Annotated in this window: 20 protein-coding genes; 18 read left to right on the top strand and 2 right to left on the bottom strand. The window is 32.7% G+C overall.

The features are described 5' to 3' along the window. The first annotated feature begins 25 nt into the window (after positions 1-25). From BJ095_RS12560 to BJ095_RS12545, 4 genes are all read left to right on the top strand, one after another. On the top strand, positions 26-3,199 hold the full coding sequence (locus BJ095_RS12560; RefSeq protein ID WP_107933595.1) for a DEAD/DEAH box helicase: 3,174 nt from the start codon (positions 26-28) through the stop codon (positions 3,197-3,199). 724 nt (positions 3,200-3,923) lie between these two features. Continuing rightward, complete coding sequence (locus BJ095_RS12555; RefSeq protein ID WP_107933593.1) at positions 3,924-4,916, top strand: helix-turn-helix domain-containing protein; 993 nt, start codon at positions 3,924-3,926, stop codon at positions 4,914-4,916. A gap of 91 nt (positions 4,917-5,007) precedes the next feature. Beyond that, positions 5,008-5,691, top strand: a complete 684-nt coding sequence (locus BJ095_RS12550) for an ATP-binding protein (RefSeq protein WP_107933591.1) — start codon at positions 5,008-5,010, stop codon at positions 5,689-5,691. A 939-nt stretch (positions 5,692-6,630) separates the two neighbouring features. Continuing rightward, a complete protein-coding gene (locus BJ095_RS12545) occupies positions 6,631-7,629 on the top strand; it encodes a replication-relaxation family protein (RefSeq protein ID WP_146223217.1) in 999 nt (332 codons plus the stop codon). Between the two features lie 363 nt (positions 7,630-7,992). On the opposite strand, the gene BJ095_RS12540 is transcribed toward BJ095_RS12545, so the two are convergent. Beyond that, positions 7,993-8,361: a helix-turn-helix domain-containing protein gene (locus BJ095_RS12540; RefSeq protein ID WP_107933587.1), complete on the bottom strand. Its 369-nt coding sequence runs from the start codon at positions 8,359-8,361 to the stop codon at positions 7,993-7,995. A 124-nt stretch (positions 8,362-8,485) separates the two neighbouring features. On the opposite strand from BJ095_RS12540, the gene BJ095_RS12535 reads away from it, so the two are divergent. The 5 genes from BJ095_RS12535 (at position 8,486) to BJ095_RS12515 (ending at position 11,512) form a co-directional block, all read left to right on the top strand. After that, positions 8,486-8,782 carry a hypothetical protein gene (locus tag BJ095_RS12535; protein ID WP_107933585.1) on the top strand — a complete coding sequence of 99 codons (297 nt, stop codon included), beginning with the start codon at positions 8,486-8,488 and terminating at the stop codon, positions 8,780-8,782. Between the two features lie 10 nt (positions 8,783-8,792). Then, positions 8,793-9,059 carry a hypothetical protein gene (locus tag BJ095_RS12530; protein WP_107933583.1) on the top strand — a complete coding sequence of 89 codons (267 nt, stop codon included), beginning with the start codon at positions 8,793-8,795 and terminating at the stop codon, positions 9,057-9,059. Between the two features lie 66 nt (positions 9,060-9,125). Beyond that, positions 9,126-9,458 (top strand): hypothetical protein, encoded by a 333-nt coding sequence (locus tag BJ095_RS12525; RefSeq protein WP_235867660.1) that lies wholly within the window; start codon positions 9,126-9,128, stop codon positions 9,456-9,458. Positions 9,459-9,640: 182 nt separating this feature from the next. Next, on the top strand, positions 9,641-11,245 hold the full coding sequence (locus BJ095_RS12520; RefSeq protein WP_235867659.1) for a hypothetical protein: 1,605 nt from the start codon (positions 9,641-9,643) through the stop codon (positions 11,243-11,245). 57 nt (positions 11,246-11,302) lie between these two features. Further along, complete coding sequence (locus tag BJ095_RS12515) at positions 11,303-11,512, top strand: hypothetical protein (protein ID WP_235867658.1); 210 nt, start codon at positions 11,303-11,305, stop codon at positions 11,510-11,512. A 1,029-nt stretch (positions 11,513-12,541) separates the two neighbouring features. Here BJ095_RS12515 and BJ095_RS12510 read toward each other — a convergent pair. After that, a complete protein-coding gene (locus BJ095_RS12510; RefSeq protein WP_107933580.1) occupies positions 12,542-15,517 on the bottom strand; it encodes an AAA domain-containing protein in 2,976 nt (991 codons plus the stop codon). A gap of 433 nt (positions 15,518-15,950) precedes the next feature. On the opposite strand from BJ095_RS12510, the gene BJ095_RS12500 reads away from it, so the two are divergent. From BJ095_RS12500 to BJ095_RS12460, 9 genes are all read left to right on the top strand, one after another. Beyond that, positions 15,951-16,988 carry a phospholipase D family protein gene (locus BJ095_RS12500; RefSeq protein WP_107933576.1) on the top strand — a complete coding sequence of 346 codons (1,038 nt, stop codon included), beginning with the start codon at positions 15,951-15,953 and terminating at the stop codon, positions 16,986-16,988. 142 nt (positions 16,989-17,130) lie between these two features. Then, positions 17,131-17,904: a hypothetical protein gene (locus BJ095_RS12495; protein ID WP_107933574.1), complete on the top strand. Its 774-nt coding sequence runs from the start codon at positions 17,131-17,133 to the stop codon at positions 17,902-17,904. A 220-nt stretch (positions 17,905-18,124) separates the two neighbouring features. Beyond that, positions 18,125-18,790 (top strand): hypothetical protein, encoded by a 666-nt coding sequence (locus tag BJ095_RS12490; protein ID WP_107933572.1) that lies wholly within the window; start codon positions 18,125-18,127, stop codon positions 18,788-18,790. A 25-nt stretch (positions 18,791-18,815) separates the two neighbouring features. Then, positions 18,816-19,214 carry a hypothetical protein gene (locus BJ095_RS12485; protein WP_107933571.1) on the top strand — a complete coding sequence of 133 codons (399 nt, stop codon included), beginning with the start codon at positions 18,816-18,818 and terminating at the stop codon, positions 19,212-19,214. Between the two features lie 22 nt (positions 19,215-19,236). Continuing rightward, complete coding sequence (locus BJ095_RS12480) at positions 19,237-19,608, top strand: protein-export chaperone SecB (RefSeq protein WP_107933569.1); 372 nt, start codon at positions 19,237-19,239, stop codon at positions 19,606-19,608. A 1,477-nt stretch (positions 19,609-21,085) separates the two neighbouring features. After that, a complete protein-coding gene (locus tag BJ095_RS12475; protein WP_181418062.1) occupies positions 21,086-22,006 on the top strand; it encodes a sugar-binding transcriptional regulator in 921 nt (306 codons plus the stop codon). Further along, entirely contained in the window at positions 21,993-23,027 is a 1,035-nt protein-coding gene (locus BJ095_RS12470; protein WP_181418061.1) for a galactitol-1-phosphate 5-dehydrogenase, read from the top strand. Before BJ095_RS12475 ends, BJ095_RS12470 begins: the two co-directional genes overlap by 14 nt. 4 nt (positions 23,028-23,031) lie before the next feature. Next, entirely contained in the window at positions 23,032-24,573 is a 1,542-nt protein-coding gene (locus tag BJ095_RS12465; RefSeq protein WP_107933564.1) for an FGGY-family carbohydrate kinase, read from the top strand. Further along, entirely contained in the window at positions 24,557-26,041 is a 1,485-nt protein-coding gene (locus tag BJ095_RS12460) for a sugar ABC transporter ATP-binding protein (protein ID WP_107933562.1), read from the top strand. Before BJ095_RS12465 ends, BJ095_RS12460 begins: the two co-directional genes overlap by 17 nt. Positions 26,042-26,052: the final 11 nt, after the last annotated feature.

The following is a 26,052-nucleotide window of genomic DNA, read 5'->3' as shown; positions in this document are numbered from 1 at the left end:
CGTAAGTATTGAGAGGGATGCTATTTTGTTAAAAATAGGAGAAATTATTAAAGGATCTTTCTGGCCGGAAATTGTTGAAATTAAGCATTTTGAAGAAATTGACGATGATTTATTTTTAGTTGAATCAATTGGGCGAAAAACAAATAAATATTATGAACAGTATTTAGATAAGGCGCAACTAGCACAATTAGAAAACATTCAAGATGAGGATAGTTCATTTAATTCTGAAAGACTGCAACACTATCTACAATATTATATTTTAAAGACAGAGGACAAGTTTTCGAAGTCTCGTGCGCGAGGAAACAAAAAGATTATACCACTACCGCACCAAATTGAAGCAGTGTATAGTCGCATGTTACAGTCACCCCAAGTTCGATATTTACTAGCGGATGATCCCGGAGCAGGGAAAACGATAATGTCAGGAATGTTAATTCGGGAGTTAATTGCAAGACAGGCAGCAGAGCGTATTTTAATTATAGTTCCCCCTCTAGTATTGAAACAATGGCAGGAAGAGCTAAGAGATAAGTTTGGTGAAGAGTTTACCATAGTAAATAGAAGTTTATTAAATAGCTCAAGTGAAGTAAATCCATTCGAATCACATGACAAAATAATTGCATCAATTTATTGGGCTTCACGTGAAGAAATTAAAGCATTTATTTTAAAAGCACAATTTGATTTAGTAATCGTTGATGAAGCTCATAAAATGGCTGCCTATACACATGGTGTCAAGAAACGTAAAGTAAATCGTACGAAAATTTACCAGCTTGGTGAGAGTTTACTACGTCATACAGAGCATTGCTTATTACTAACGGCTACACCCCATAAAGGGGATAAAGAAAATTTCCGACATTTAATGAGTTTGGTAGACCATGATATTTTTTCACGTTTAAATACAGGTGATTCTATATATGAAAAGAGTAATCCTTTTGTTATTCGTAGATTAAAGGAAACAATGAAAAATTTCGATGGTACTCCGTTATTCCCGAAAAGAACCACAACGACCATTTCATTTGATTTAAGCTACAGCGAACGTGAGCTTTATGAAGAAGTTACTACCTATGCACGAGAGCATTTTAATCGAGCAAAACAAAATAATAAACCAAATGTAGCATTTGCAATGATGATTTTACAACGTCGCCTAAGTTCGTCTTTAGATGCTATCTATTTATCTCTTAGGAGACGTAAAGAAAAGTTAGAAGAATTATTAGAATCCGAGTTAACGGTCAATAAATCAATTGAACCATTTGAATACGACGAACTTTCAACAGAAGAGCAAGAAGAAATAGAAACATTAGTTGAAGGGGAAACGGATGTTATTGATATAGAGGAATTAAAGCTAGAAATAGAGATTTTAGATGGCTTAGTTTATAAAGCAGAGATGCTCGTAAATCAAGATATAGAACGTAAATATTTAGAGCTTGAAAACACATTATTCGGTCCGGATGGATTGCTTTCTAAAGGAGAAAAAATTCTTATCTTTACGGAATCAAAAGATACTTTATATTACCTTGAACGAAAGCTTCTACAGCATGTCCCTGAAGTCACAAAAATCGTTGGGAACTTTTCGATGGATCAACGTCGTGAACAAGTGGAGCGATTTCGAAATGATGTACAAATCATGCTTGCCACAGATGCTGGGGGAGAATCTATTAACCTTCAATTCTGTAATCAAATGATTAACTATGATATTCCGTGGAATCCAAATCGTTTGGAACAGCGTATGGGGCGTATACATCGTATTGGACAAAAAAATGAAGTATTCATCTTTAATCTTGTTGCTAAAAATACAAGAGAAGGAGATGTACTGATACGTCTACTCGATAAGATGGAACAAATGCGCACAGATTTAGGACAAGATCAAGTTTATGATTTTATTGGTGAGGTACTTGAAGAAAATAATATCGATTTATCTCACTTAATGGAGGAAGCAATTAGTGGACGAGAGAATTTAGATGAGCTAATTGCACAAATGGAAAAAACATTATCTGAAGAACATGAAAGATTATTAGAATTAGCAAAACAAGAACGCTTAGATGATTCGAGTTTTGATTTACCGGGTGCAAGACGTGCATATCAAGAAATTTCAATTAGCAGTATGCCATCACGAGTTTATGGTGAGTTTGTAGTAAAACAGTTTGAGGAAACACGTATTAAATTAAATATCTCAAATGATAACAATACAGTTCGAATTGATCGATTCCCTAAAAATATTCGTGAACTAATTAAGAAGCGAAAATATTCTTTAAGAACTGATGAATCATTACGGTTTACATTAAGACCAGATAAACAAACAGAACAGTTATCAATATTACAGAATGACCATCCTTTAAAAAAATTAGCGATGGAACTCGCAAGTCAAGAGTTACAACAAGTTGCTTTACCAATCTGTACAGTAAAAACAAATGTAAATGAACCTTTAACATTAGAACTTAGCCGTATTAGTGTAGTTGATGGTACAGGCCGGGAATTAGAACAAGAATTAATGTTATTAGCTAAAAGGGAAACTGGGGAGTTCATTCAAGTAGATCCGTATTTCCTATTCCAAAAGCAATTTAAATTAATCAATACAGCAGGTAAAGAAGATAAAACATTTAAAAAAGAATCTATTCTTCAAGCGAAAAAGATACTTCAATCTGTTCAAATGAAACGCGATGATTATTTAAACCGTAAGAGTACTTATTTACGACGTTCATTTGATGAACAAATGCAAACACTGCAGGAAAGGTTAACTAATTATTTAAGTGATAACTTAAATAATAAAAACAGCGCGTTAATTAACCAAACCTATACTCAAATTGAAGACTTAGAGGAACGTAGTAAAGAGCGACTTGAAAATATCGAAAGAGAAAGAAGTATCCAGTTACAATCCATTAAATCGATTACACAGCTACATGTACAATCAATTCAAAGTGCATCACGTGTTATTCCAAAAGATTTCATAGAAGTTGTAAAAGAGTATGAATATCAGAGTGGGCGATTAAACATCCGTGTTAAGAATGCATTTGGCTTAGTCGATTTCACAAGCGAAGAAGCAGATGGAAATACACGATTTATTTTACTAACACCATCTATAGAGTTGCTTTCTCAACAATTGGAATTAAATGATTACCGCGAATTAAATGGGTCGGTATATGTTTATGTGGTAAATCAACATAATATTGTAGAAGAAGTGAAAATGGAACAAATCATTGGGGTATAGGTAAGTGTTCCTGTAGTAGCATTTTTTTCAATGGTGGAACAGAATAGAAAAGGTACGGTGGAAATCAGAAAAACACGAAGAAAAGTCTGAACTAAAAGAAGAGCAACCTAGTGAACGGAAGACTAAAAGATAGTCAAAAAAATTGTTTAGTTTAGTTAAATAACGTTTATGCTGGCAACCTATTCTCTGGTGAAAAGTTCTGTAAATATGTTAAAATAAGTAAGATCAAGGACTTAATCCTTGGCTATCCAAATGGCTGTGCCATTGTGGATTAGAGCAAAGTAATCCACCCTAACCATTCACAGTGTAGCAGGGTGGATTATTTATTTACATAAATGATTACCAAGAATTAAATGGATTGGTATATGTTTATGTGGTAAATCAACATAATATTGTAGAAGAAGTGAAAATGGAACAAAGCATTGGAGTCTACTTAAAGAGAAAGAAGTTATTGGCAGCAATAATTTAAAATTATTAATTATTAATTTCTAAAAATATCTTAAAATCTTAAAAAATGTAGCTATAATTTTTATAGTTTAAATTGAAAGGAGCGAAAATAATAAAATTAAGTTTAAACAAATAAATTCAATTTGTTTTAATACAAATTAATTAAATTCAATTTAAAAAGGGAGATCCCCAACTTGGTTCTAATAATGTGTGTTTTAAACATTCATTATCTGAATAAGGAGGGGGTCTTTTTGTTTCTAATTAGAAGGGGGAAAGTATGGCAAATTCCATTTTAAAAAGAGCAGTAATTAAAGAGGAACTCGTAGAATTAACAGGAGACTTTGCCTTGGCAACAACTTTAAATCAATTACTTTATTGGTCAAAACGAGTAAAGGATTCAGACGGCTTGATTGCTGAAGAGTTAGCACGTATTTCTACAAATAAAGTTTCTGATTTAAGATATGGTTGGATTTATAAATCCTCTGAAGAATTGTCTCAGGAAATCATGTTAGGAAGTCCGAGTACAGTTAGGAGAAACTTGAAAGAGCTTGTTAAACAGAAATATGTCTTTGAAAGGAGAAATCCAAACCCAAGATATAAATTTGATAAAACACTGCAGTACAGGGTTAATCTAGTGAAAATAGTTGAGGAACTTAATAAATTGGGTTACAGACTAGAACACTTTAATATTTTCTATAATGATAGAGTTAAGTCTACCGATTCATCAAAACAGTTATTAAGTGAGCCATCGAATGTGCAAAATGACGGTTCGATGAGTATTACTGAATCCTCGGATAATCAAGGTGCGCGAGCAATACCAGAGAATACTACAGAGATTTTTTACAAAGAAATTGATGAGGAAGACTCTAAGTCAGCAAATGATAGTTATTTCCAAGACCCATTTGCTGATCAAATTGCTCGATATTTTCTAATGAAAAGTGCCAAGTACGTTTTAACGGATTCGGATAGATTATCAATTACACAAGTTGCACAACTGGATCTTAATTTACAAACAGTAACCCAATTAATTGACAATTGTTTCAATAGATTTGTACCACAACACGAAAGGGACCGTATTCGATCATTTGCATATGTCGCAAACTACATTTTCGATAAGCATCATAATTTTAAAAAGAAATTAAATCACAAGCAAGATAATATTCAGGAGGAAAAATCTAATGGAAAAACTAAACGACCAATTTTCACAAATACTAAGCAATCTTCAGGAGAAGTATGGTTCAATCGAGCAAAAGCGAACGGAATCATTTGAAGTCTTAGATGAGGTTTCAGACAAATGTCCTTATAAACAGTGTGACGGTTCTGGATATATTGTATAAAAAAACAATCTAGGTGAAGTTAAAATGGCTATTTGCAACTGCCGACAAGATAAAGAATTATTAACTAAGTTTAAATTCGCAAAGATTCCAATTGACCTTCAAGATTGTACTGTAAAGGAGTTTCGAACAGATATATATCAAGTAGAGGTAAACCGGATGAAAGCCGAGTTTGCAAAACGAGTCGCAACTGAATTTACGGAGAATTTTCAGGAATTCAAGGATCAAGGAAAGGGATTGTATCTTTATAGTAAAACAACTGGTAGTGGAAAAAGCAGTTTAGCAGTGAGTATTGCGAATGACATTATCAGACAATTGGATGTAAATGTGCTTTATATTTCTTCAGCAAATATGCTTAATGAGCTAAAAAATACTTTTGATAATAAGAATGGCATTCGTGAATTAGATATTTTAAATTATTACGGAAATGTGGAAGTTTTAATTATTGATGATTTTGGTGTAGAAAAAGCATCAGATTGGTCAGAAAGCATTTTTACTCAAATTTTAGAAGAGCGCATGAATTATAAAAAAGTCACCATTTTAACCTCGAATTTGAGTGTAGAGGAATTGTCGGGTAAATATCCGGCAGGAAGAATTCAGAGCAGAATCGAAAAAATAACTTTTCCTCTAGCAATGCCGGAGGAAAGCGTTCGTTCTATTTTAGCAGCAGAAGAGAATGAAGGCGTGTTTAAAAAAATATTCGGTGTTTAGATAAAAAGCAATGAACAAGATCAATCTGGTTAGGTTGATCTTATTTTTTACAGAGATACGAATATGGGGATTTTAGTTTAAATCGTTGTAACAATGAGAGCAACCGTAAATTAAATAAGAAAGCCAATTCTTGAGAGGAACTGATATTGGTAACCCATAATAGTGTCTATTTCATGTATTGGTTACCATGACTGGTTACCTTTATTGAGTACCATAACCATAAATGATAGTTTATTAAGATTTAAGTGGCATATAAATGGATTATTTTTTGAATTCTAGCTAGGACTTATGTTTGAAAATGATTTGGTAACGAATGATGGTAACTATATAAAATGCCATTATATCAACGATTTGCGATATATTTATTCACAGTATCTTTATCTGGTAACCATTGAATGTTACTAATAGCCGTGATAAACACTTTTCTTGATGGCAATTCCGGATACGGGAACAATCAATATAGTTCAAAGTACTTCGTTTTTATGATTTTAAATTATCGCCATATAAACACAATTCAATAGCTCTATATTAGAGTTTTCGAGCATTTAATTGGACATTCTTAACCATGATGTAGCCCTTCAGTTTTATTATGGTATTTTACTAGAAATATAGAGAATCCCCGATATAATGCTTAATGAAAAGTAGTTAGTTAAATCCATTTGGAGCTTTGCTCTACTGAATTATCTATATATACCAAGCTGATATGGTTTCCTATCTAATTTTATGAGGTCGATTTTAATCTAAGTAATATATTTTAATTGATCCGAAATAATAGGCTTTCAAATAGAGGAAACTCTATTACTATCGAAAAGGCTGTTACTCAGGTTTATTTATTCCGTGGTAATAGACTCTAACAGCAATAACTATAGAAGAGGTTAGGTGCTAATTGTTTTCTCACAGAAATTTTTAAAACTAAAATGGAAGGGAGTTTGTAAAAGATTGGACGATGTTAGTGTAATTAAAGGGAAAGGGAGATACCGGCTGGAAGTTAAAACTTCTGAAATCTTATTATTAGAATATCTAGAACGTCATCGATTGCTTACGATGGCACAACTATATAAGTATTTTACTCAGTTCTTGGGAGAAGAGATTAAAGAATACTCATTTAAAAATCGATTAAGAAGACTGGAGGAATTTAAATTAGTTCGTTCTTCTAGTTTTGCAGAAGGTTTCGATGGGGAACGTTTTAAGTGTTTTTCAATTGGTACTGGTGGAATCAATTTATTAATTGAAAATGGACTTTTGTATGAAGATTACAATAAGAATCAAATATATCAACTATTAGAAAAGAAGAATAAACTTCATTTCTTATATACGCAAGAGGTAGTTCTGAGTATTATGTGTACCACTAAACAAAGATTATCATTGCCGCAATATAACTATTACAGTCAAACTAAATTATATAGCTCGTTATCACCGTCTCATGTTCCTTATGAAATGTGGATTGAGAAGGCAAGTAAGCCCGTAGCTATGTTTAACAAGGGAGCAGCACACGCTAGAGTAGCACAATTTGTTAATAACAATCAACATTATAAAAAAAGCACTGGTGATTGGGTAACAATAATTCGCCCGGACTGGATATTAAAGAGGGAAATAGATAATCTAGGACAAAAAACAAGATATCTAAACATCGAATTAGATACCGGTACGGAGCCATTGGAACAACTAGAGGATAAGGTTTGGAGATACTGTATACTGGCTGAGCAGGATTCAGACAGTAAACACGGAGTTCTATTTGTTCTTCCTGACGAAAGCTTTTCCAAAAGGACTAAATATGGCGATAGAAGTCAGCGCATATCAAACATCCGTAACAAGATATTTAATGATCCTTTAATGGCTGATAGGCTTAGACGAGTAAAATTATCAGTAGGTGTGGTATCGTTAAAAAATGCTGGGGCTGTTGCAACTAATTTTTTGGTGCCGGAATTATTTAAATAATAGTAGACTATTAAGCAAAGATGCAGATCTAAAATTTCTAAAAACTTGATTATAGATGTTTTAGTAAATTTATCCCCCTTTAGAGGGGGAAATCATTTGATTTTGGAAATACAAATGTGATTATTCTAACAATCTTCAGTACAAAAGTAACTAAAGCATTTGGAAAAACGAATATAGGAGAATCAGGGAATGAATAAATATGGAGATACCCTAAATTCCTTAAAGTCGAGTAACGATGAGAGAATAAGTTTAATCTCGACATGAAATAAGTTGACTTGTAAAACGAAAAGACCTAAATCATGGATAGAGAAAAAATCCATGACTTAGGTCTTTTTAGTTAAATTATCTACTTACAGGATGATACTATTCCTTGCTACTGGAAAATAAAAAAATATACAAAGCTCTTTTTTGTTCAAATGTCATCTTTGAAACTATTTCTCCGATTTTACGTTCAATTTCTTTGTTTGCATCCACAGATCCCTCGAAATCTAAAGCTGAGGAAGTTTGGTGATATATACTATCCCTTTCAAGTATTTGAAAAAATTGACTCCTAGAAATCCCAAATTCATGACATATAGCTTCCAATAGTGAAAACGATACCTCTTGTCTTCCTGATTCAATCTTAGATAAGGAAGGCTGGGATATTTTAATTTTTTTTGCAAAGTCAACCATTGTCATATTGTTCTTTTTTCTAAGTTCCTTGATTAGTCTTCCAATTAATAAATCACTCATATTTCAACCCTCTATATATCATTATTAGTAATCGTATCGTTATTGCATTTTACAATCAATATATATCATGATATATTCTAATTAAGAATTTATTCATATAAAGAATAATTAGAGGTGATATTTAATGATTGATGGATTTCAAAAAGTAGTGAACAAGTTAATTGAAGAAAGGCTTGAACAGATTATTACAAGTGAAGAGTATGTTATGTATTCAGAACTGCTGCATAGGGATTTGGATGAGAAGCTTTCCCAATTTGGAAAGTTTGACGATGAGGCAAAAAGAATCGAATTCATCGACGACATTAAAGGAAACATCTTTGATCAAGTACATATCCAAACAAAATTAGCATATAGGACAGCTTTTAATGATGCCCTTGTATTTGCAATAAATACCTTGGTCAATCCACAGAAAATGTTTTAGGAGGGGGCGTGTGGAATATTCGAAGCAATTAGGATTTATTCAAGTCGAGCTACATAGAATTACCAAAATAAATGAAGATCCCCGTGCAGATATATCTGAAAAGCTTCTAACAGATTTAATAACTCTTCTGGCAAAGTATGAAATTGTGACTGACCATTTTATTTTTGATTTTTCCAGCAGTGAGAAATGTGAGCAGCGAGATATTTTGCACTTAGCTTTGATAAAAGCAGGAATGCGAATCGAAAAGGAAAATCAACTGTTACAAGAAAATGTGTAATAGAAAATTAAGTGTCTTTTAAAATCAACCAGTAAAAGCGAGTGCAAAGTATATAATTCTTTAATAATGAAAATGAAATACAACATGAAGGGGACAAGCTATATGCAAATATATTCAGGGAAATTAGTAATTGATCTGGCAACAATTGTTGAAAGCGATGAAGAAAAAGTCATGAAAATTAATGCACATGAAGCATTATCTTCAGAATTGATGCAGGAACTGAGAGTGATACTGGGGGCTGCTGGGTATTTGGCTGGAAGTGTAGGAGCAACGCTGGAGAAAGTGGAAGATGTCAACACGAACGATTATTCAATGATTAAATCATATGTAAAGCAATCCAAGAAAGATGTACATCGAGTATATAACAAAGCTAACAGAGCAACTTTTAGAATTGAGTAATAGGAATTAATAATAATCTAAATGATTTATGGGCTATGCATGCAATTCTGGTAATGCAACTATGAGGTTATCTTACTAATATCGAGATAACCTTTTTATTTCGATGATATTAAAACATATCAATAAATGTGAGAGAAGAATTCAATTCAATTGTATCTATAAGAGAAGGGATGTGGTTTTGAGTGGGGACATATATTCGCCTATCGGTGCTTCCTGAAGAGATTTCACAAGAAGATTGGAAAAGTGTTTACAAAGAAACAGTGATATTAATGCAAGCTTATGATTTTGCAGAATTAAAAGAAAAAAATTTATTTGACACTCAGATCCCTGTATATGTTAAATCCAAAGAACACGAAGAGCCTTCTCGATATTGGGAAACATGTGGAGATTTAGGCAGTAAGAAATTTGCAGAAACTTTCATCCTTTACTCAGATATTAAAATGTATAGGGATGCTGCACCATCTACTTATAATGAAACAGATATTTTAATGAATAGCGAAAGCTCAGTTGTCGTTTTTGATTCTAAGACTCAAGGATACCCTTACCATCTTAATATATTAGCCATTGCTATGCTTATTGAGAGTCGTTTTCCCAAGTTTGCTAGTGTAAGTGGAGATATAGATTATCTGCAGTGTATAAAAGCAAAAGAATGGGCAGACACTCATCTCTCAACCCCAATAAAGTTACCGTTACGTGTTGATCCACAGCAGTTGCTTAAACGATTTTTTCCTAAAAGTGAACGTGAAAAGATAGAATTGATTGAAAGATGGACAATTGCAGATCAGGAAAAAATTATGGAGATAGTTTATAAGAACTCTGATAAAGAAACTTTCCATAATTGGATTAAGGAAAAATTAGTTAAGTACTCTTCCCCAACACAGATTGGAGCTGTTAAGCTCTTGGTCTATTATTTGAATTTAGTTAAGGAACCAGATAGTTTGTTTTTTATGGCTTGCAAGGAAGAAGGGGGACCGAAGTACAACCCTGAAGAAATGTTAAGGGCAATTGCTCTTACTTGGGTAAGTATTCCACCAGAAAAATATGATTTTTTAAAATCCTTTCGTAAAATTGAAGGTCATCCAACTATTGTTGAAAGAAAATTTGGAATGATGGTAATGGATATCAAGTTTCCGGGACGTGAAATTAGAACCTATATCCCTTTAACCGAGGTTGTGGAAAAGTTAACCTCTTATTTTCCAGATTGGGAGAAAAAAGCGAGACTTCTATTACAACAGGAAAATAGTAGGATAGAAGAAGAACTTCTGGAATTCTATAAGAGTATTGCTCCTATGTTGGCTCTAAATAACAAGAAGGAAAGCGAAGGCAGTTATTTGGATAATGAGGATGCTTTTCTTTATTTTGATAATCATTCGGTTTTGCTGACCGAAAAGCAGGATTTCCATTTAAAAACAGTAGCATTTAGCATTGAAAAATTTTTAAGGAAAAACCCAGAGATTAAAGAAGGACTTTATAGCTATGAAATTGAATCGATGAAGCTAATACTCGGAGAGATGCTTACTGAAAAGTTTCAGATGTATCTTACAGAAGATGCTTGGCTAAGGCTTGAAGGAGTTCTAGAAGAAGAGTTTATTATAACGCTACTTGCAAAGCTAATACTCGATGACTTTTATAATTTTAAAAGAAAAACTGACAACTATAAGCTGTTAAGGGGCATGTTTGAAAACAAGCTAATTACTGAAAAAATAACAAATTACAGGAACGACCCCGAAGTAATAACATATATTCAGGAAATGATTGATAAGGAAAAGAATACTAATAGAGATTGAGGGATGCAAATGAAGCTTCTTATGTGCCTTGAATGTAATGATATATTTAATCTAGACATGTCAGAAAAGAGTTGCAGATGTGGAAGAAGTAAAGGGAAATATATAAATCATCAGCTTGCTGAATATACGGGAAAGTCTGCGGTACCTCTTGGCTTTTCTAACCCATCAATTATACAAGCAATTAAAGATCAACCGAATGAAGGAATGGGTAAGGAGTTTACTGCTTTTATTATCCCTAAGAACTGTGAGACTTTTTTTAGAAAGTGATGTGTAGGGATGTGCAAGAAGGTAGTTAATATTAATCAGTGGCCTAGAAGTATAGATCAAAGTAAATCAATGAATACAATTATGGAAGAGCGAAGAAGGATTAGGGAAGAAAAAATAAATGAGTTTCTGAAGCGAGCTGATGGGCTCCTTGATTTAGTCAAAAAGGGTATCTAGCGAATTAATGGCCTTTGGTATGGTGTGTACTATCGAAACATACAAGAAAAATTAAATTCATTAGATAGAGATAGTTCAATAGGTGGTTAAGGGCATTTTAGTATTACTAGCATTAAAGCACTTTAAATGAACTAAAACAGACAGAAAATTTGTATTCTGTCTGTTTTTTAATGATTTTAAATCTAAAAGATAAAGTTATTTATCAAAATGGTAAAAAGTTATTTAAAGAAGTTTGCTTTTAGAAATTCCTTGTGATGAAAACATCTAGAGAAAAATATTCACTTCACTAAATAACTATTTTATGAACTGAACCTTTACAATGAATAAACAGGCGGCTCTGTTAATAGATTAATGTCTTGTTGAATAAAATAGTCATAGATTTGGACAAAAAAGTGTGAAATACTGCATTATCAAGAGTAGCAGCCAGCACAGCGCACCAAAAGGGAGAATCTTGGGTGGAAAAGTAAACTTCAACTACAATTTATGAGACTTCTAAGAGAAGTAGCCAAAGACGATATTTGTGTATAAGAACGATGGCAAAATTACCATTATCAGACTTTGATAAGCCTTATTGATAAATACCGGTTAATTGGATTGCCAATTATAGAAGAAGTTAATATTCTTGTTAAGTCAGTTTGGTTGAAAAAGTAAAAAATTTTTTTAGAGCAGGATTGCTAAGGTTGTAATTTGCATTTATTGAGATCGTAGCATAGGTAAACTCATTTTCTTCATTTACAAAAAGCAACCATATTTAGGAAACATATGGTTGCCTTTATACAACTAAATTTTAAAACTTGAATATCATCATCATAAAAAATACTTCATACTTCATTTAAGATAGGGGAGGTTTTGCTGTTATAACGTATTTATTAGCTTTTTTAAAATGATTTGATAGTTTGGGTATTCGCCTAATAGCTGCCGGTCTCCAATAATATAGAATTCTTCCTTCGCACGTGTGACGGCTACATTTAAAATGTTTGGCTGCTTACATGCCCATTCCGCTGCTGTTTTTTTTGTATTATCCGTGCCTGTAATAAAGAATACAATTTCTGCTTCTCTTCCTTGGAATGTATGAACAGTACCAATATTCTCCTTCAACCAATCTTGAAACCAATCATTAGCCTCTTTTGCAACTTTTATCAAAAGAGTTCTGTATGTCTCTGCAATCTCATCAGTACCATCATGTTTTAATTCACGGTTTAGCGCTTTTATTAATGTACCCCAACGATTTTTCTTTTCTTTTAGATAGTTTATTGTTTCATTTTTAACAGCTGTAAAAGGAGTAATAATGAAGACAGATGGTGATTTTAACTTTCCACTTTCGAATAACTTTAACTGTTCTTCAAATTCCTCTGAGCGTAGCTGTGGGTTGTAAGAAATATATTGGTTAAATAATGCTTGAAGCGAGAGAACAGAGAATTCAGTTGAGAGTTCTTGTGGCGCTGCCAAAAAGTGTTCATAAAACACATCTTTTAAGACTTTTTTTGGGTCATCTTTAGCAATATCCCACATCTTCATTAATAACAATTGTTGAATTTTTTGCTTCCAATATACTTCTAATTTTTGTTCAAGCTCTATGACTTGTTCTTTAACAAATTGTTGGGTTTCGACTTTTCCTTTAACATCATACCAATCACTTTTCCCTACCCCATCTTTTCCTAATACCATTTTCCCCCCGTAAGCTAATTCATTGGCCATTGAAAACATAGGTTCTAAACAACGACGATGAACCCAAAGCGGAATCCCAATCCACCGATTATCCTGCACAAATGTACCCTTACTATTGCTACGATCCGCTAACGATTGAACAGAACATTTTACACCTAGTAAGTCTTCATCAACACTATAAATTTTACGTAAATCTTGTAATATCGTATTATCTGATGTGACAACAGGTTCAATCTGTAATGGATCACCTACAACCATGGCCTTACGTGAGCGCCATAAAGCTCCCACCGCTTGCAATGGAACAGCTTGTCCAGCTTCATCAATCATTAAGTACGGAATAAAGTCCTTTTTAATACCACGATACATCGATGCAAAGCTTGCAAAAGTAGTGCTTACAACCGGGAAGAAACAGTGGATGGTATGCCACATTGTACGAAGTTTATCAATTGTTTCGTCATGATTTAAATCCAAGGTGTTTTTCTTTTCTAATAATGATAAAGCTGCACGTAATTTTTCCCCATGAATTAAAATAAAGTGATTTAAAACATGGATTGCCTTTATAAATAATTTGGAACGTTTAATGTTTAAATTATCAGTTTGAAATAATACACTTTGCTGACGCTTTTTATAATTTGTTGGTATCCAAAAAGCATCTGTTGATTGCTGCATTGTTTCATCTACTACTTTATGTCCTGTAATCATTCGTGCTACCGCATATTTTTCAGCTTCTACTTCATTTTTTAATTGAATAAACTCATCACAAATCTTTGCCCAATTTGCTTTTGCTTCATTTCGTTCATCTTTTGCTTTACCCCATTCAGCCATAGCACTTGATTTTCGATCTAGTAATTGTTGTGCTGCTTTTTTTATATTAGAACTGTTACCAAGCGCTACTGAAAACAGACCCCAGCTTTCCTGACCAATCATCTTATTTGCTGCATTTGGAGCAAATTGATATCTCGTTAATTCATTTAAGAATTGCTTATCGACTTTACTTTTTTGAGGTAATTCTTTTGATATATTTTCCACTGCACCATTATTGCTTGAAGTTACAACAACTGCATGTCGGGCGATCGTTGGTTCAATTTCATAAATATAACGCTCTGTCTCTTCATTTTCTTTATAAGGATTAGGTATTATCTCTTTGAAACTTGTTTGCTTAATCATGCCATTAACATTATCTCTAAAGCGGGTCATTGCATCTGCTTTTTTTACAACAATTTCTGCAAAGATATCTTGTAGCAGTGTTGTTTTGCCTGTACCGGGTGGACCATTTACCGAACTAATAGGGGTATCTGATGCGAAAAATTCATTTACGGCTACTTGTTGCATTAATGATAGTCGGTGCTCAACTGGCGATGGCCATCTTCCTAATGGCAATCGCTCTGGATGTAAAATGTGTTCGATGTATTCACGTTTTTCATTTATGTCTTGGGGATTAACGGCTTTTGTTAAAAATGTCTTTAAGGTACTATTTAAATCATTTTTTGCGCGCAGTAGATCCTCAGTAAAAAAGCTATTAAACTTCAAATTTTCTTCTTCATCATCTTGTTTTAAGATACATTCCAATACACGAATTTCCGACCTTGGCACCGTGCCAAAGAAATCCTCAAACTGCTTGTTGAACTCTTGCAACCATTGGTTATTGAATTGACCTCCATTAATCGCATTTGCTTGTGTGTTTAAAACGAGTTTATTTTCGTTATAAACTTGCATAAAATCAATATTTCCCAATCCATTCTGTTCTTCCATTAATTTAATATAGAGCTGTAAATAAGGAATAAACAGTGATTCATCAATGTACTTCCCATCTTCATTGAACTCTACATAATAACTAAAACAAATGGAAAAAGACGGATTAATTATTTCCTCCGTTACGTTATGTAAATCACGTTGAAATTGCGTTAATTCATGCTCGTAATATACACTGCCATAAAAGCCAAAGCGTTTCTGAATCTTTTCAGTTTTAAGCTCAAGTTGCTGCCATATGTTTGGTAGCTCCATTGTTGCTTCATCTTTAAACACTTTAAACTTTTGTACATATTGATTATTTTTTAAATATTTTTTTGCTATTCGTTCCTTTAAGTACTTCGTCTTAATATATCCCGGTGCCAACGTTTCCAAATGCCACCAAGATTCAATTGTTTTTTCAAGTTCACTCATCACAAATATCCTTTAGTTTTTTTAGTAATTATATTATATAAGGATTTAAAAATTTTGGAAATACAAAGAAGTATGATGAAGAAAAGTAAAAAAGGAGAAATGTTAGAAGATTTTAAAAAGCAAATTTTTAAGTCTGAACAAAGGAAAATAGCAAACGAAAAATGGACCACTACATCTCGCTTATATTTTGGGTTTTTTTACAGTCATCCCTCCACACATTTAGAGTACGGAAACAGTAAATGAATAGTAGAACAAAATTAAAAAGGCATTGGTAGGGATTAGTTTACCGGTGCCTTTTTGCCTCTTAAATAACTACGGTGAACCCCATCATAAGGGATCAATAATAGTACCATTCAATTTGGAATCCTTTATTGCCCTCAAATCCTGTATTTTATGGTAAAATTTACACACAAATGTTTGGAGGTAAGCAGCCTTGGAGATATTAACAAGTGATTTAGAGCAGCAATTGTTTGAAAATTTGAAACTGTGTCATGATAATATTGTTGTTATTAGTCCATTTTTGAGTCTAAATATTGCTGAGAAATTAGTAAATATTATTAAAAATAACCAAATAGATTGCACTATTATTACTAGATTTGAACGTAAAGCATTTATAGAAAAAGCTAGTAGTCTAGATGCATTAAAACTACTTCTCCAAAACGAAATAAAAGTTTTAGCTTTAAAAGATTTACATTCAAAAGCCTATATCATTGATAGTAAAAAATGTTTTGTCGGTTCGGCGAATTTTACGAATAAAGGGCTGAACAAAAATCACGAATTGCTATTATACTTTGACAAAAAAGATGATGTTGACAAAGTTATTTTTTATGCGAATGAATTAATAAAAAAAATTGAACAATCTGGTAACTGGCAAATCACAATGGATCAGATACATATGGAACAAGATATCTTACTAAGATATCAAAATAATCAAAGAGATAACGAAAAAATAAATTACACATGGGGATCTGAATTAAAATCAGAAAATGTTATCGATGAAGATTTAATTGTTTTATCAGTTCCCGCAGGGAGTACGATACACCTCATTGAAGAGTATTTAATTCATGCCCATCCAATTTCAAAAGGTTATAATTACTCACCTACAGGATACATAACATTTCGAAAGGCTAATGGAGGGGTTATGGAAAAAATATTTAGTATTAACAAAACGTTTCCTCTTGAAATGAACCAATGGAGAAGCGAAATTAAGAAGATGGAGATATCCGAAACCCTTAAAGAAAATCTTATTAACTATATTGTTAATCGTTATAGGGATTTTGAATTTGACAAGGCTCCTAAGTATAAATTTTATATTTTAAGTTTGTTATGTGATCTGCCCAATAATCCATATCCCCCTTCAAATAACGCTGGGGGATGGTTATACACTATGAAAGATTTAAGAGAAAGTCATGGATATGTATACACCAGTAAACAAATGAAAAAACTTAAAGCCCAAGGAGAAATAGAATAATATCAAATCCTTATTTAGAAATATAAGATGATATTGACCTACACATAATGGTTTATCATATTTCTTACATTAAAATAGGTATTCATTCAGAGTAAAGGATAAAATAAATCCTTAAAGTAGTGAATGTTTAAGAGGTGAAAATATGTCATTGCAACAAATGATTGATGATTATATTAGTCATTTAGGAATAGAAAAGAGAAGTATAAATATATTAGAAAATAAAGCTGTTGAAACATTTCTTAACAAGGAAGAAAATACACGATTACTCTTTAGTGAAGTTTCAAGCCTAATAAATAAAAATTTAAGTAAAAAGCTATTCTTTGAAACTACAAATGGAGGCTCTAAGGCATATACATTAGAGGATAATAGATTGAAAAAGATTTTTATAACACTTCGGGGAGATATTAAGGACGAAGAGGTCCAATCTGTGTTAATACATGAATTAGGTGAAGCAGATTACTTAGCTAGAAGATTACCAATTGTCGTTAATACTAGAGAAGATCAAGTAATGGGGAGATTGATTGAACTATTTAGTCATCCCCATTGTAGAAGATTATCTATGAGCTTTGGTTTAAGTGAAATAGAAGGTCTGTTTAGAAATAATGCAAATGAAATTTGTATTAACAACCATAATAACAATCCTGAAAAATATGATTACGGTTGGCAAAAATTATTAGGTGTTGTATGGTATTTGATTACCTATCCCGACTTATGGGAATTAAGGGATAGATTAGACCTATATTGTGAATATAAAGAAGTTGTAGATGAAATTATTGAAATTGTTTCTCTAACTGATACAATGGGAGAGTTAAAGTTAGTCGAAGAGGCAATGCAAAAGGTTTTAGAAATATTATATTCTATTGAAAATCAAGAATATAGACTCCCAAGTTATTGTAAAATTCAATCCAGAGCTTGAAAGATTGGTTAAGTGACTAAAAGTCTGTTAGAGGTTAAGATTAGAAGTAAATTAATTTATATCAACTAAATTATAGATTGAACAAATATAAAGACTACTATTATTAAAGCTTTGTTTGCTTTTATTTATATAAAATTCTCTATTATTAATGTAACTATTAAAAGGGTATTTTTTCTATTGTAACATTTATTGGTCAAAGCAAGGACGTGAGGGTTTAAAAGTGAAGTTGTTACATAATACTAAAAATAGTAATGCTACATCGATTATAAACAGTCAAACAATTCATGGAAGTATCTTTAATATAAAAGATTATTTAGAAGAATTTTTTGAAAAAGTTAGCGAAGCTAATGGTTCAGTTGAGTTACTTCATGAATATGATGATGGAAAGATATATGTCCCTTGGTTGGGCAGTGGCGTATATTGTTATTCTGAATTCGATATTCGGTTGGCTAAAGAATATAAAAAAAAGCAAGGTGACAGAACAGTAATAGCTATTGAAATTGACAGTAGTAAAATCGATGAAAATAATCTTCTTAATATCGATTCTCAAGAAAGCAGGAAAATACTCAAAGAATTCCTAGATCAAAGGTTAAAAGAAATTGCGTTTGATTATTTTGACAAAGGGAACGAACAATTAGGTGATAGCACTTTATTACTTAGAGAAATTTTAATTATTAGTTTTGATAATTATTATGTAGGATACCCTTTTGCAGCTGGAATTATTTTAGACTTATTCCTTAATTCTTCAGAAACACAATACAATATTGTTAAAGGGAGCTTTAGAAAAGGTGGGGGAAAAGGAAAGTTCAAAAATACAGTATGGATTGATACGTATTTTACAATTAAAGAAAACAATGTAATATCTTCTTTGAATAAAATTTGTTAAAATAAGGTTATAAGGAGTGATTTGGATGGATTCTAAAGAGTTTGAGAAGTTGAAAGGATTTTTTCAAAGTCATGTTGAGCACGGTCTAGTTGCTTCAAAAGATAATATTGATAAAATAATTAATCAAAATGCAACAATAAAAAAAAATATTCAAATTCTTAAAGCTGAATATAAACTATCTAGATTAATTAATGAAGAACTAAAAACTAACAATTTTCCTAGTGAGGTAGATACAATCTCTAAAGAATTAAAAGAAATAAAAAATTCATCTCATATAGTAGTAGGTACTACTACCATAAATAAATTCTTAGAGGTTGATTCTTCTTCAATTAAAGTAATATCAATGGATATTCAACCTAAAGAACTAGATTTTGGGTATGAAACGGAATTTCAAAAAACTAATGAATTGAGTAAATCAGCATAATGCGTGTAAGGGGTTTTAAAATATGAAGGATCCAGTAATAAAATTTAAAGGATACTCAATTCAACAAATGATTTATCAAAAAGTAGATTCAAAAGAAGGTAGTCCTTCTTCAAAATTAAATTTGAGTTGTGGAATTTCTGAAGATATGAAATTTGGAAAAATAATCATAACTGTTGAGTTTATAAATTCAGAAGTCCAAATACTACTCACAGTAGAAGGTTTATTTGATGTTAAAGGTGTGGAATCTAAAGAATCTATTGAAGAATTTCTAACCGTTAACGGTACTGCAATTGTATATCCATATGTTAGAAGTATAATGTCAATGGTTAGTTCTTTAGATTCGAACAATGCAATTATTTTACCTACAATAAATACAACTAATTTTATTGATTAAAAGTTGTTAAATCTAGGACAACTAATGATAGAATTTTGATTTAATCAACTATAGGAGTATAACTGAAGGATTTCTACGCCTACGCCTTTAAATTACTTATGAAAATGGGATAAGAGATTTTTTCTTGCTTTGCAAAGCAATGAATAATAAAATAATATAAAAAATAATAAAATACTTTCCTTAGAATAGTGTATAAAAGGATTATCTTTCTTTATATAATCCTTTCTTTTTTTGGTAACTTCGATCCCTATGTTTAAGTGAATAAAATTACTTTTTTATCTAAAAAGGCGAGAAACAACTTCCTCGTCTTTTTTTAAATAAGTAACCATGTTTCTTTTATTAATTACACACATAGTCAATTTTTCAATAGTTTTGCTAACTCAATAACATTAAATGACTTCAATAAAAGTGATAACATCCTTTTTTCAAGATGTATTTTGCACAAATTTTACTCAAGACATTATATAAACCGTATACACTTAATGTTTATCAAGATATCCAACCGACCACTAGTAACCAAGATTTAAAATCTCATAAATTTTGAAATATCTACACTTATTGGATTTTTAGTTAAATTGAATATCTTTGTGCAGTTGCTAAAAGTACAGTCAATTTTTACAAATTAATCGTTAGAAAAGATTGGGTGCAATTAACCTTACTAATAGTGGTGAAGCATATACAGGTTGGATTTAGAAATCTGTACTCTGCCATAATAGTATATCACCCCATAATTGGACAAATTGCATGTTGTTATTTACTCTCATACAACTAGTGGAATATCTTAAATATTAAAGAAGAGATACTTCAAAATTAAGAATTAATAGTATTGCAATAAAAATCTGTCTCCGTAAGCAAAATAAATAAACCTTATTAATTCCTTTGTAAGACCATTTTTTAACGTTCAAAAAAACCTTGTAAACGTTGATATAATAAGGTTTTAGGTTTTTTGATCAGTAACACCCGCCGTCTCCATACATAGAAATCATAAGACTTAAAATAGTGCTAAAACCCTTGTATATCAAGGGTTTTTTTGTACTGATTCATATAGTTTTAAAGAATAGTTTATTACTGGTTAGCTAAGAAATTGTACATTAATATTAAATAAAGATTTTCTATTTTTTTATCTATAACATCCAAATGTGCGCATTTCTAATTCTCTACGAAAATCCTCTCCCGTCCTCTGGCAGGTTTTAAGGGTCACTCTTCATGAAAGTCTAATTAACTTTTAATGCCGCATCTATATACTATATTTGTCTAAAATAAATAATTTTACAGTAAGTTGAATACATTAGCAACTAAATTTGGATTTTTGAAATTATTCTCAATTATTGAAAAATTGTGTGAAATAGGTCAGGGAATCTATATAATTGGAGCATGAACAAAATTTTAGTGAGTAAACATAATTTCACTAAAGTGAGTGAGGTGTGTCATGTATTCTCAGGAGGAAATGATAAGAGTTTCCAAAATGTATTATGAAATGCAGTATACCCAGAAAGAGATTTCAGAGAAATTGCCCTATTCACGTGCAACCATTAGTCGGATATTAGATACTGCCTATAAACAGGGGATTGTTGAAGTAAAAGTAAATTACCCGATTGATTTTGTACAAAGTATGGAAGAAAAGATCAAAGAAAAGTATGCATTGAAAAAGGTATTTGTACTGCCGGTATATGTTGATGACGAATTACTAATTTTAAACGATGTCGGTAGAGCTGCAGCGAAATATTTACATGAAATTTGCTGTGACAATACAATTCTGGGGATTTCGTGGGGAACAACATTAGCTCATGTTATTCCTCATCTAATTCCTAAAAAAGTGAATGATATGAAAATTGTACAATTAAATGGCGGTATAGCGAAAAATTCAATTTCTACTGGTGCTGCTCAAATTTTAGAAAAATTTTCGGAAACTTTTTCAACGGGTTACTACATGTTACCTGTTCCTACGATAGTTGACTCCGAAATGATTGCTCAAGTAATTACTTCGGATTCAAGTATAGAGGAAACAATTAATATCGGGAAAAAAAGTAATATTGCTATATTTGGAATTGGAAGCGTTCACTTTAATAATATCCTTTACAAAGGTGGCTTTTTCAAAGAGGGGGCTTATGAAGAGTTAATTTCTAAAAGGGCTGTTGGGGATATATGTTCAAGGTATTTTAAGGAAGATGGAACTTTAGCAGATGTGGAATTAAACAAACGGACGATAGGTTTGCAGCTAGAAGATCTACAGCAAAAAGAATACTCCATAGCTGTAGCTTCAGGCAAATCAAAAGCTGAGAGTGTCATAGGGGCATTAAATGGCGGTTATGTAAACGTTTTATTTATAGATGAAGTACTGGCAGCCGAGATTTTAAATGAAAACAACACAAGGGGGAAATACAGTGAAAGCGGTTAAATTATATGAGCCTGGAAATCTAAAAGTAGAGCAAGTAGATTCACCGTCTATTGATTCGGAAGAAGTATTGATTCAGGTTAAAGCGGTGGGGATTTGTGGATCGGATATTCCCAGAGCTTTAGTAAAAGGTGCCTATTATCAGGGATTAACACTTGGCCACGAATTTGCGGGAATCATTGTGGAATGTGGCCAAGATACTGAAGGCTGGAAAGTAGGAGATCGTGTAACAATCGCTCCGCTTGTTCCATGTATGGAATGTGACTATTGCAAAATTGGGAAATACGGACTTTGTGATAACTATAACTATTATGGTTCAAGAACTGACGGAGCCATGGCGAAATATATAAAAGTGCATAAAAATAATCTTTTAAAACTTCCAGATACTGTTTCATATGAGGCCGGTGCAATGGTTGACCCTGCGGCAAATGCAGTACATGGTCTTTGGAGAGGTGATTTAAAGCCTGGTGATACGGTTGTTGTAATTGGTCTTGGGGCAATTGGATTATTTGCAGTGCAGTATGCTCGTGAAATGGGCGCAGCGGAGGTCATTGCCATCGATGTATTTGAAGAAAAATTACAGGTAGCAAAACTTCTCGGGGCAGATCGAGTCATCAATTCAAAAGAAGCAGACCCGATTATAGAACTTGAAAGTACGAAGGTTAATTTGGTCTTAGATACTTCAGGCTCACCAACTGCACAAAATCAAGCTGTTTCGATGACAGGGAAACTGGGGAGTGTCGTATTTTTAGGGATTTCCAATAAAGAATTAACCTTGTCCGCAAAATCGGTTGATCGATTGCTTCGTTATGAAATCGGTATCCGTGGTTCATGGAATTCATTCTCGGACCCCTTCCCTGGAGAGGAATGGAGTTTCACTATTGAGTGCATGGCAAAGGGGAGAATTCAAACTGATCCGATTGTTTCACATCGTTTTAAAATTGATGAGACACCAGATGTTTTTGAAAAAATCAAAAATAAGGATATTGTTTTTAATAAAATTCTAATCTTCCCGGAGGAATAGAACTATGGTTCATAAACATCTATTAGGAATCGACTTAGGGACACAATCGGTGAAAATTGGGATTTATAACGGAAAAGGAAACCTTTTACTGAAGGAAAGTGTATCCTATCCAACCCATCATAACAATCGAAGTTTATCCGAGCAAAACGCTGAAGATTGGTGGAATGCGTTAATAAAGGCACTAAGGAGGGCAAACGACAATTTTGATTTATCCCTTATTGAAGGCATTTCTGTTTGTGCAACCTCTTCAACCGTATTGATGACGGATCAAAACTATCAACCTATTATTCCTGCTCAGTGCTGGATGGATCAACGTGCTGTGGCTGAAGAAGAAGAGATTAATAATAATGCAAGTTCTATTGTTAAAAATCGTCTACTGTATTCTGGTCAGAAGACTTCTATCGAATGGATGACAACAAAATCCTTATGGTTAAAAAATAACTATGATTTAACAGATAAGTTTATCCTCGAGCAATTAGATTGGATAAATTTTAAGCTTACTGGAGAAGTTGCTGCATCCCAGTGTAATGCAACCTGCAAATGGAATTATGTTAATCATCAAAATGGATTTTCAGAAGAGTTTTTTAACGAAATCGGTCTAGAGGGAATAACAAAACATTGGCCTAATCGAATATTGAAAGTAGGAGAACTGGTTGGGAAAATAACGGAAGCCGCAGCTGAAGAAATTGGTTTAAAGACCGGTACACCTGTATTTCAAGGTGGAATCGATGCACATATTGGCATGATTGGTTCCGGGTCTCTTGAACCAGGGCATTTAAGTATGATCATGGGAACGAGTTTTGTTCACTTGATGCATCACAAAGAGCCAATATTTAATGATGCTTTGTGGGGACCTTATGATTCACCATTAATCGAAAACCATTGGCTGCTTGAAGGTGGTCAACTATCATGCGGTTCTTTAATTTCTTGGTTCTTAAACGAATTCTATGAAGGTAGTACGGAAGTAGATAAAATTTATTTAGAACTCGATGAAAAAATCAAAGAAATTGATGCAGGAAGCGAAGGTCTGATTATATTAGACAGTTGGAAGGGAAATAGAACCCCCTATAAAAATCCTTATGCATCAGGAGCATTTATCGGCCTAACTTTATCACATTCGAAGTTTCATATTTATAGAGCGATTCTTGAGTCAATTGCATATGGCACGAAAAATGTCATTGAAACATTTAAATGTTCCTCCATTCCTGTAAAGAAAATAGTTGCTGGAGGGGGAGGAACTAAGAATGCTGCTTGGATGCAAATTATAAGTGATGTCACGGGACTCCCAATTTTTGTACCAAAGGATCAAGAAATCGGTACAAAAGGAACGGCAATCATTGCGGCCTATGGTATTGGATTATACTCTTCCATTAAAGAAGCATCTGATCAGATGGTAGAAATGCAACAAGTATTCGAGCCTGATGGAAAATATAAAGAAAAATATGATAACGGTTTCCAAACGTATCTGGAGCTAAATAAACTGCTATTTCCTATTATGAAAAAACTGAATAAAGGAAAGGAGGAGCTTCATGAGTTATGTACTTGAAATGAAAGAAATCACTAAGTCTTTTCCAGGGGTTAAAGCCTTACAAAACGTTAATTTTTCTGTGCTTCCAGGAGAAATCCACTGTTTGATCGGTGCAAATGGAGCAGGAAAATCAACCTTAATGAAAATCCTTTCTGGTGTGTATGAAATGGATGAAGGCTCTATATTGCTTTACGGGAAGGAAGTGAAGATTACTTCTCCTGCTGATAGTAAGGAAAATGGAATTGCCACAATTTATCAAGAGCTTTCATTAGTAGAAGAATTGAGTTTAGCCGAAAATATCTATCTAGGAAATTATCTCAATCCCAAGGGTGGCTTTATTAAGTGGAATGAATTAAATAACCAAGCAAAAGACTTATTCTCACTTCTAGGGCTTTCTCTTTCTCCTAACCTATTAGTAAAAGAGGTGAGTATGGGGTTAAAACAAATGACGGAAATTGCTAAGGCACTCTCGACTAACTGTAAAATTATTGTAATGGATGAACCATCGACAGCTCTTTCTGGTGAAGAAATTAATAAACTTTTTGATGTGATTAGATTACTAAAAAAACAAGGATATACAATCATTTATATTTCTCATAAGCTCGATGAATTGTACACGATTGGTGATCGAGTGACGGTTCTGCGTAATGGAAAATGGGTAGTTACAGAGGAATTGAAGAATGTCAGTCAATCGGAGCTAATTGAACATATAATTGGTCGGAAAATTGAAAAACAAACAAAGCAGTATAATTTGGAACAAAAAGAAGAATTTTTGAAAGTCAGTAACCTAACCAACAAGAATATAAAAAATGTTTCCTTTACTGTTGGCAAGGGAGAAACAATTGGTTTGTATGGTCTTGTAGGGTCAGGTCGAACTGAGTTGCTTCGAGCTATATATGGAGCTGATAAACTGATTGATGGGGAAATTTTTATAAATGGAATCAAAAAGAAAATTACTTCACCTAAAAATGCTGTAAATGAGGGAATGGGGCTTGTTCCGGAAAATAGAAAAACGGAAGGGATTATCGCTAACTTATCTATAGAAGCAAATGCTTTTCTTCCTTCTTTAAACAAATATTCGAAAAGTCGATTTTTACAGCAAACTAAAATTGGAGAAATGATGAAACAATCCATTGAAAAGCTAAAAATTAAAGCTCCTGACCCTAAAACAGAAATCCGCAATTTAAGTGGGGGAAATCAACAAAAAGTCATTATCTCCAAATGGTTAATCCACCAGTCTAAATTGTTGCTATTTGATGAACCTACACAAGGAATTGATGTAGGGTCAAAAGACGAAATTTACAAAATAATGAGAGACTTAGCAAGTCAAGGGACGAGTATTGTGGTGGCCTCATCTGAAATCGATGAACTGCTGGCTATCTGTGATCGGGTGCTAGTAATGTTCGAGGGAAGAGTTGTAAAAGAATTCTTATCTCCGGTAAGTCAAAAAAGTGAGATTCTAAATTCAGCTGTGTCTGGTTCTTAATAATGAACAAA

This window comes from Ureibacillus chungkukjangi (assembly GCF_003217295.1).
GTDB lineage: Bacteria > Bacillota > Bacilli > Bacillales_A > Planococcaceae > Ureibacillus > Ureibacillus chungkukjangi.
This window is presented reverse-complemented; position numbering and strand designations above follow the sequence as displayed.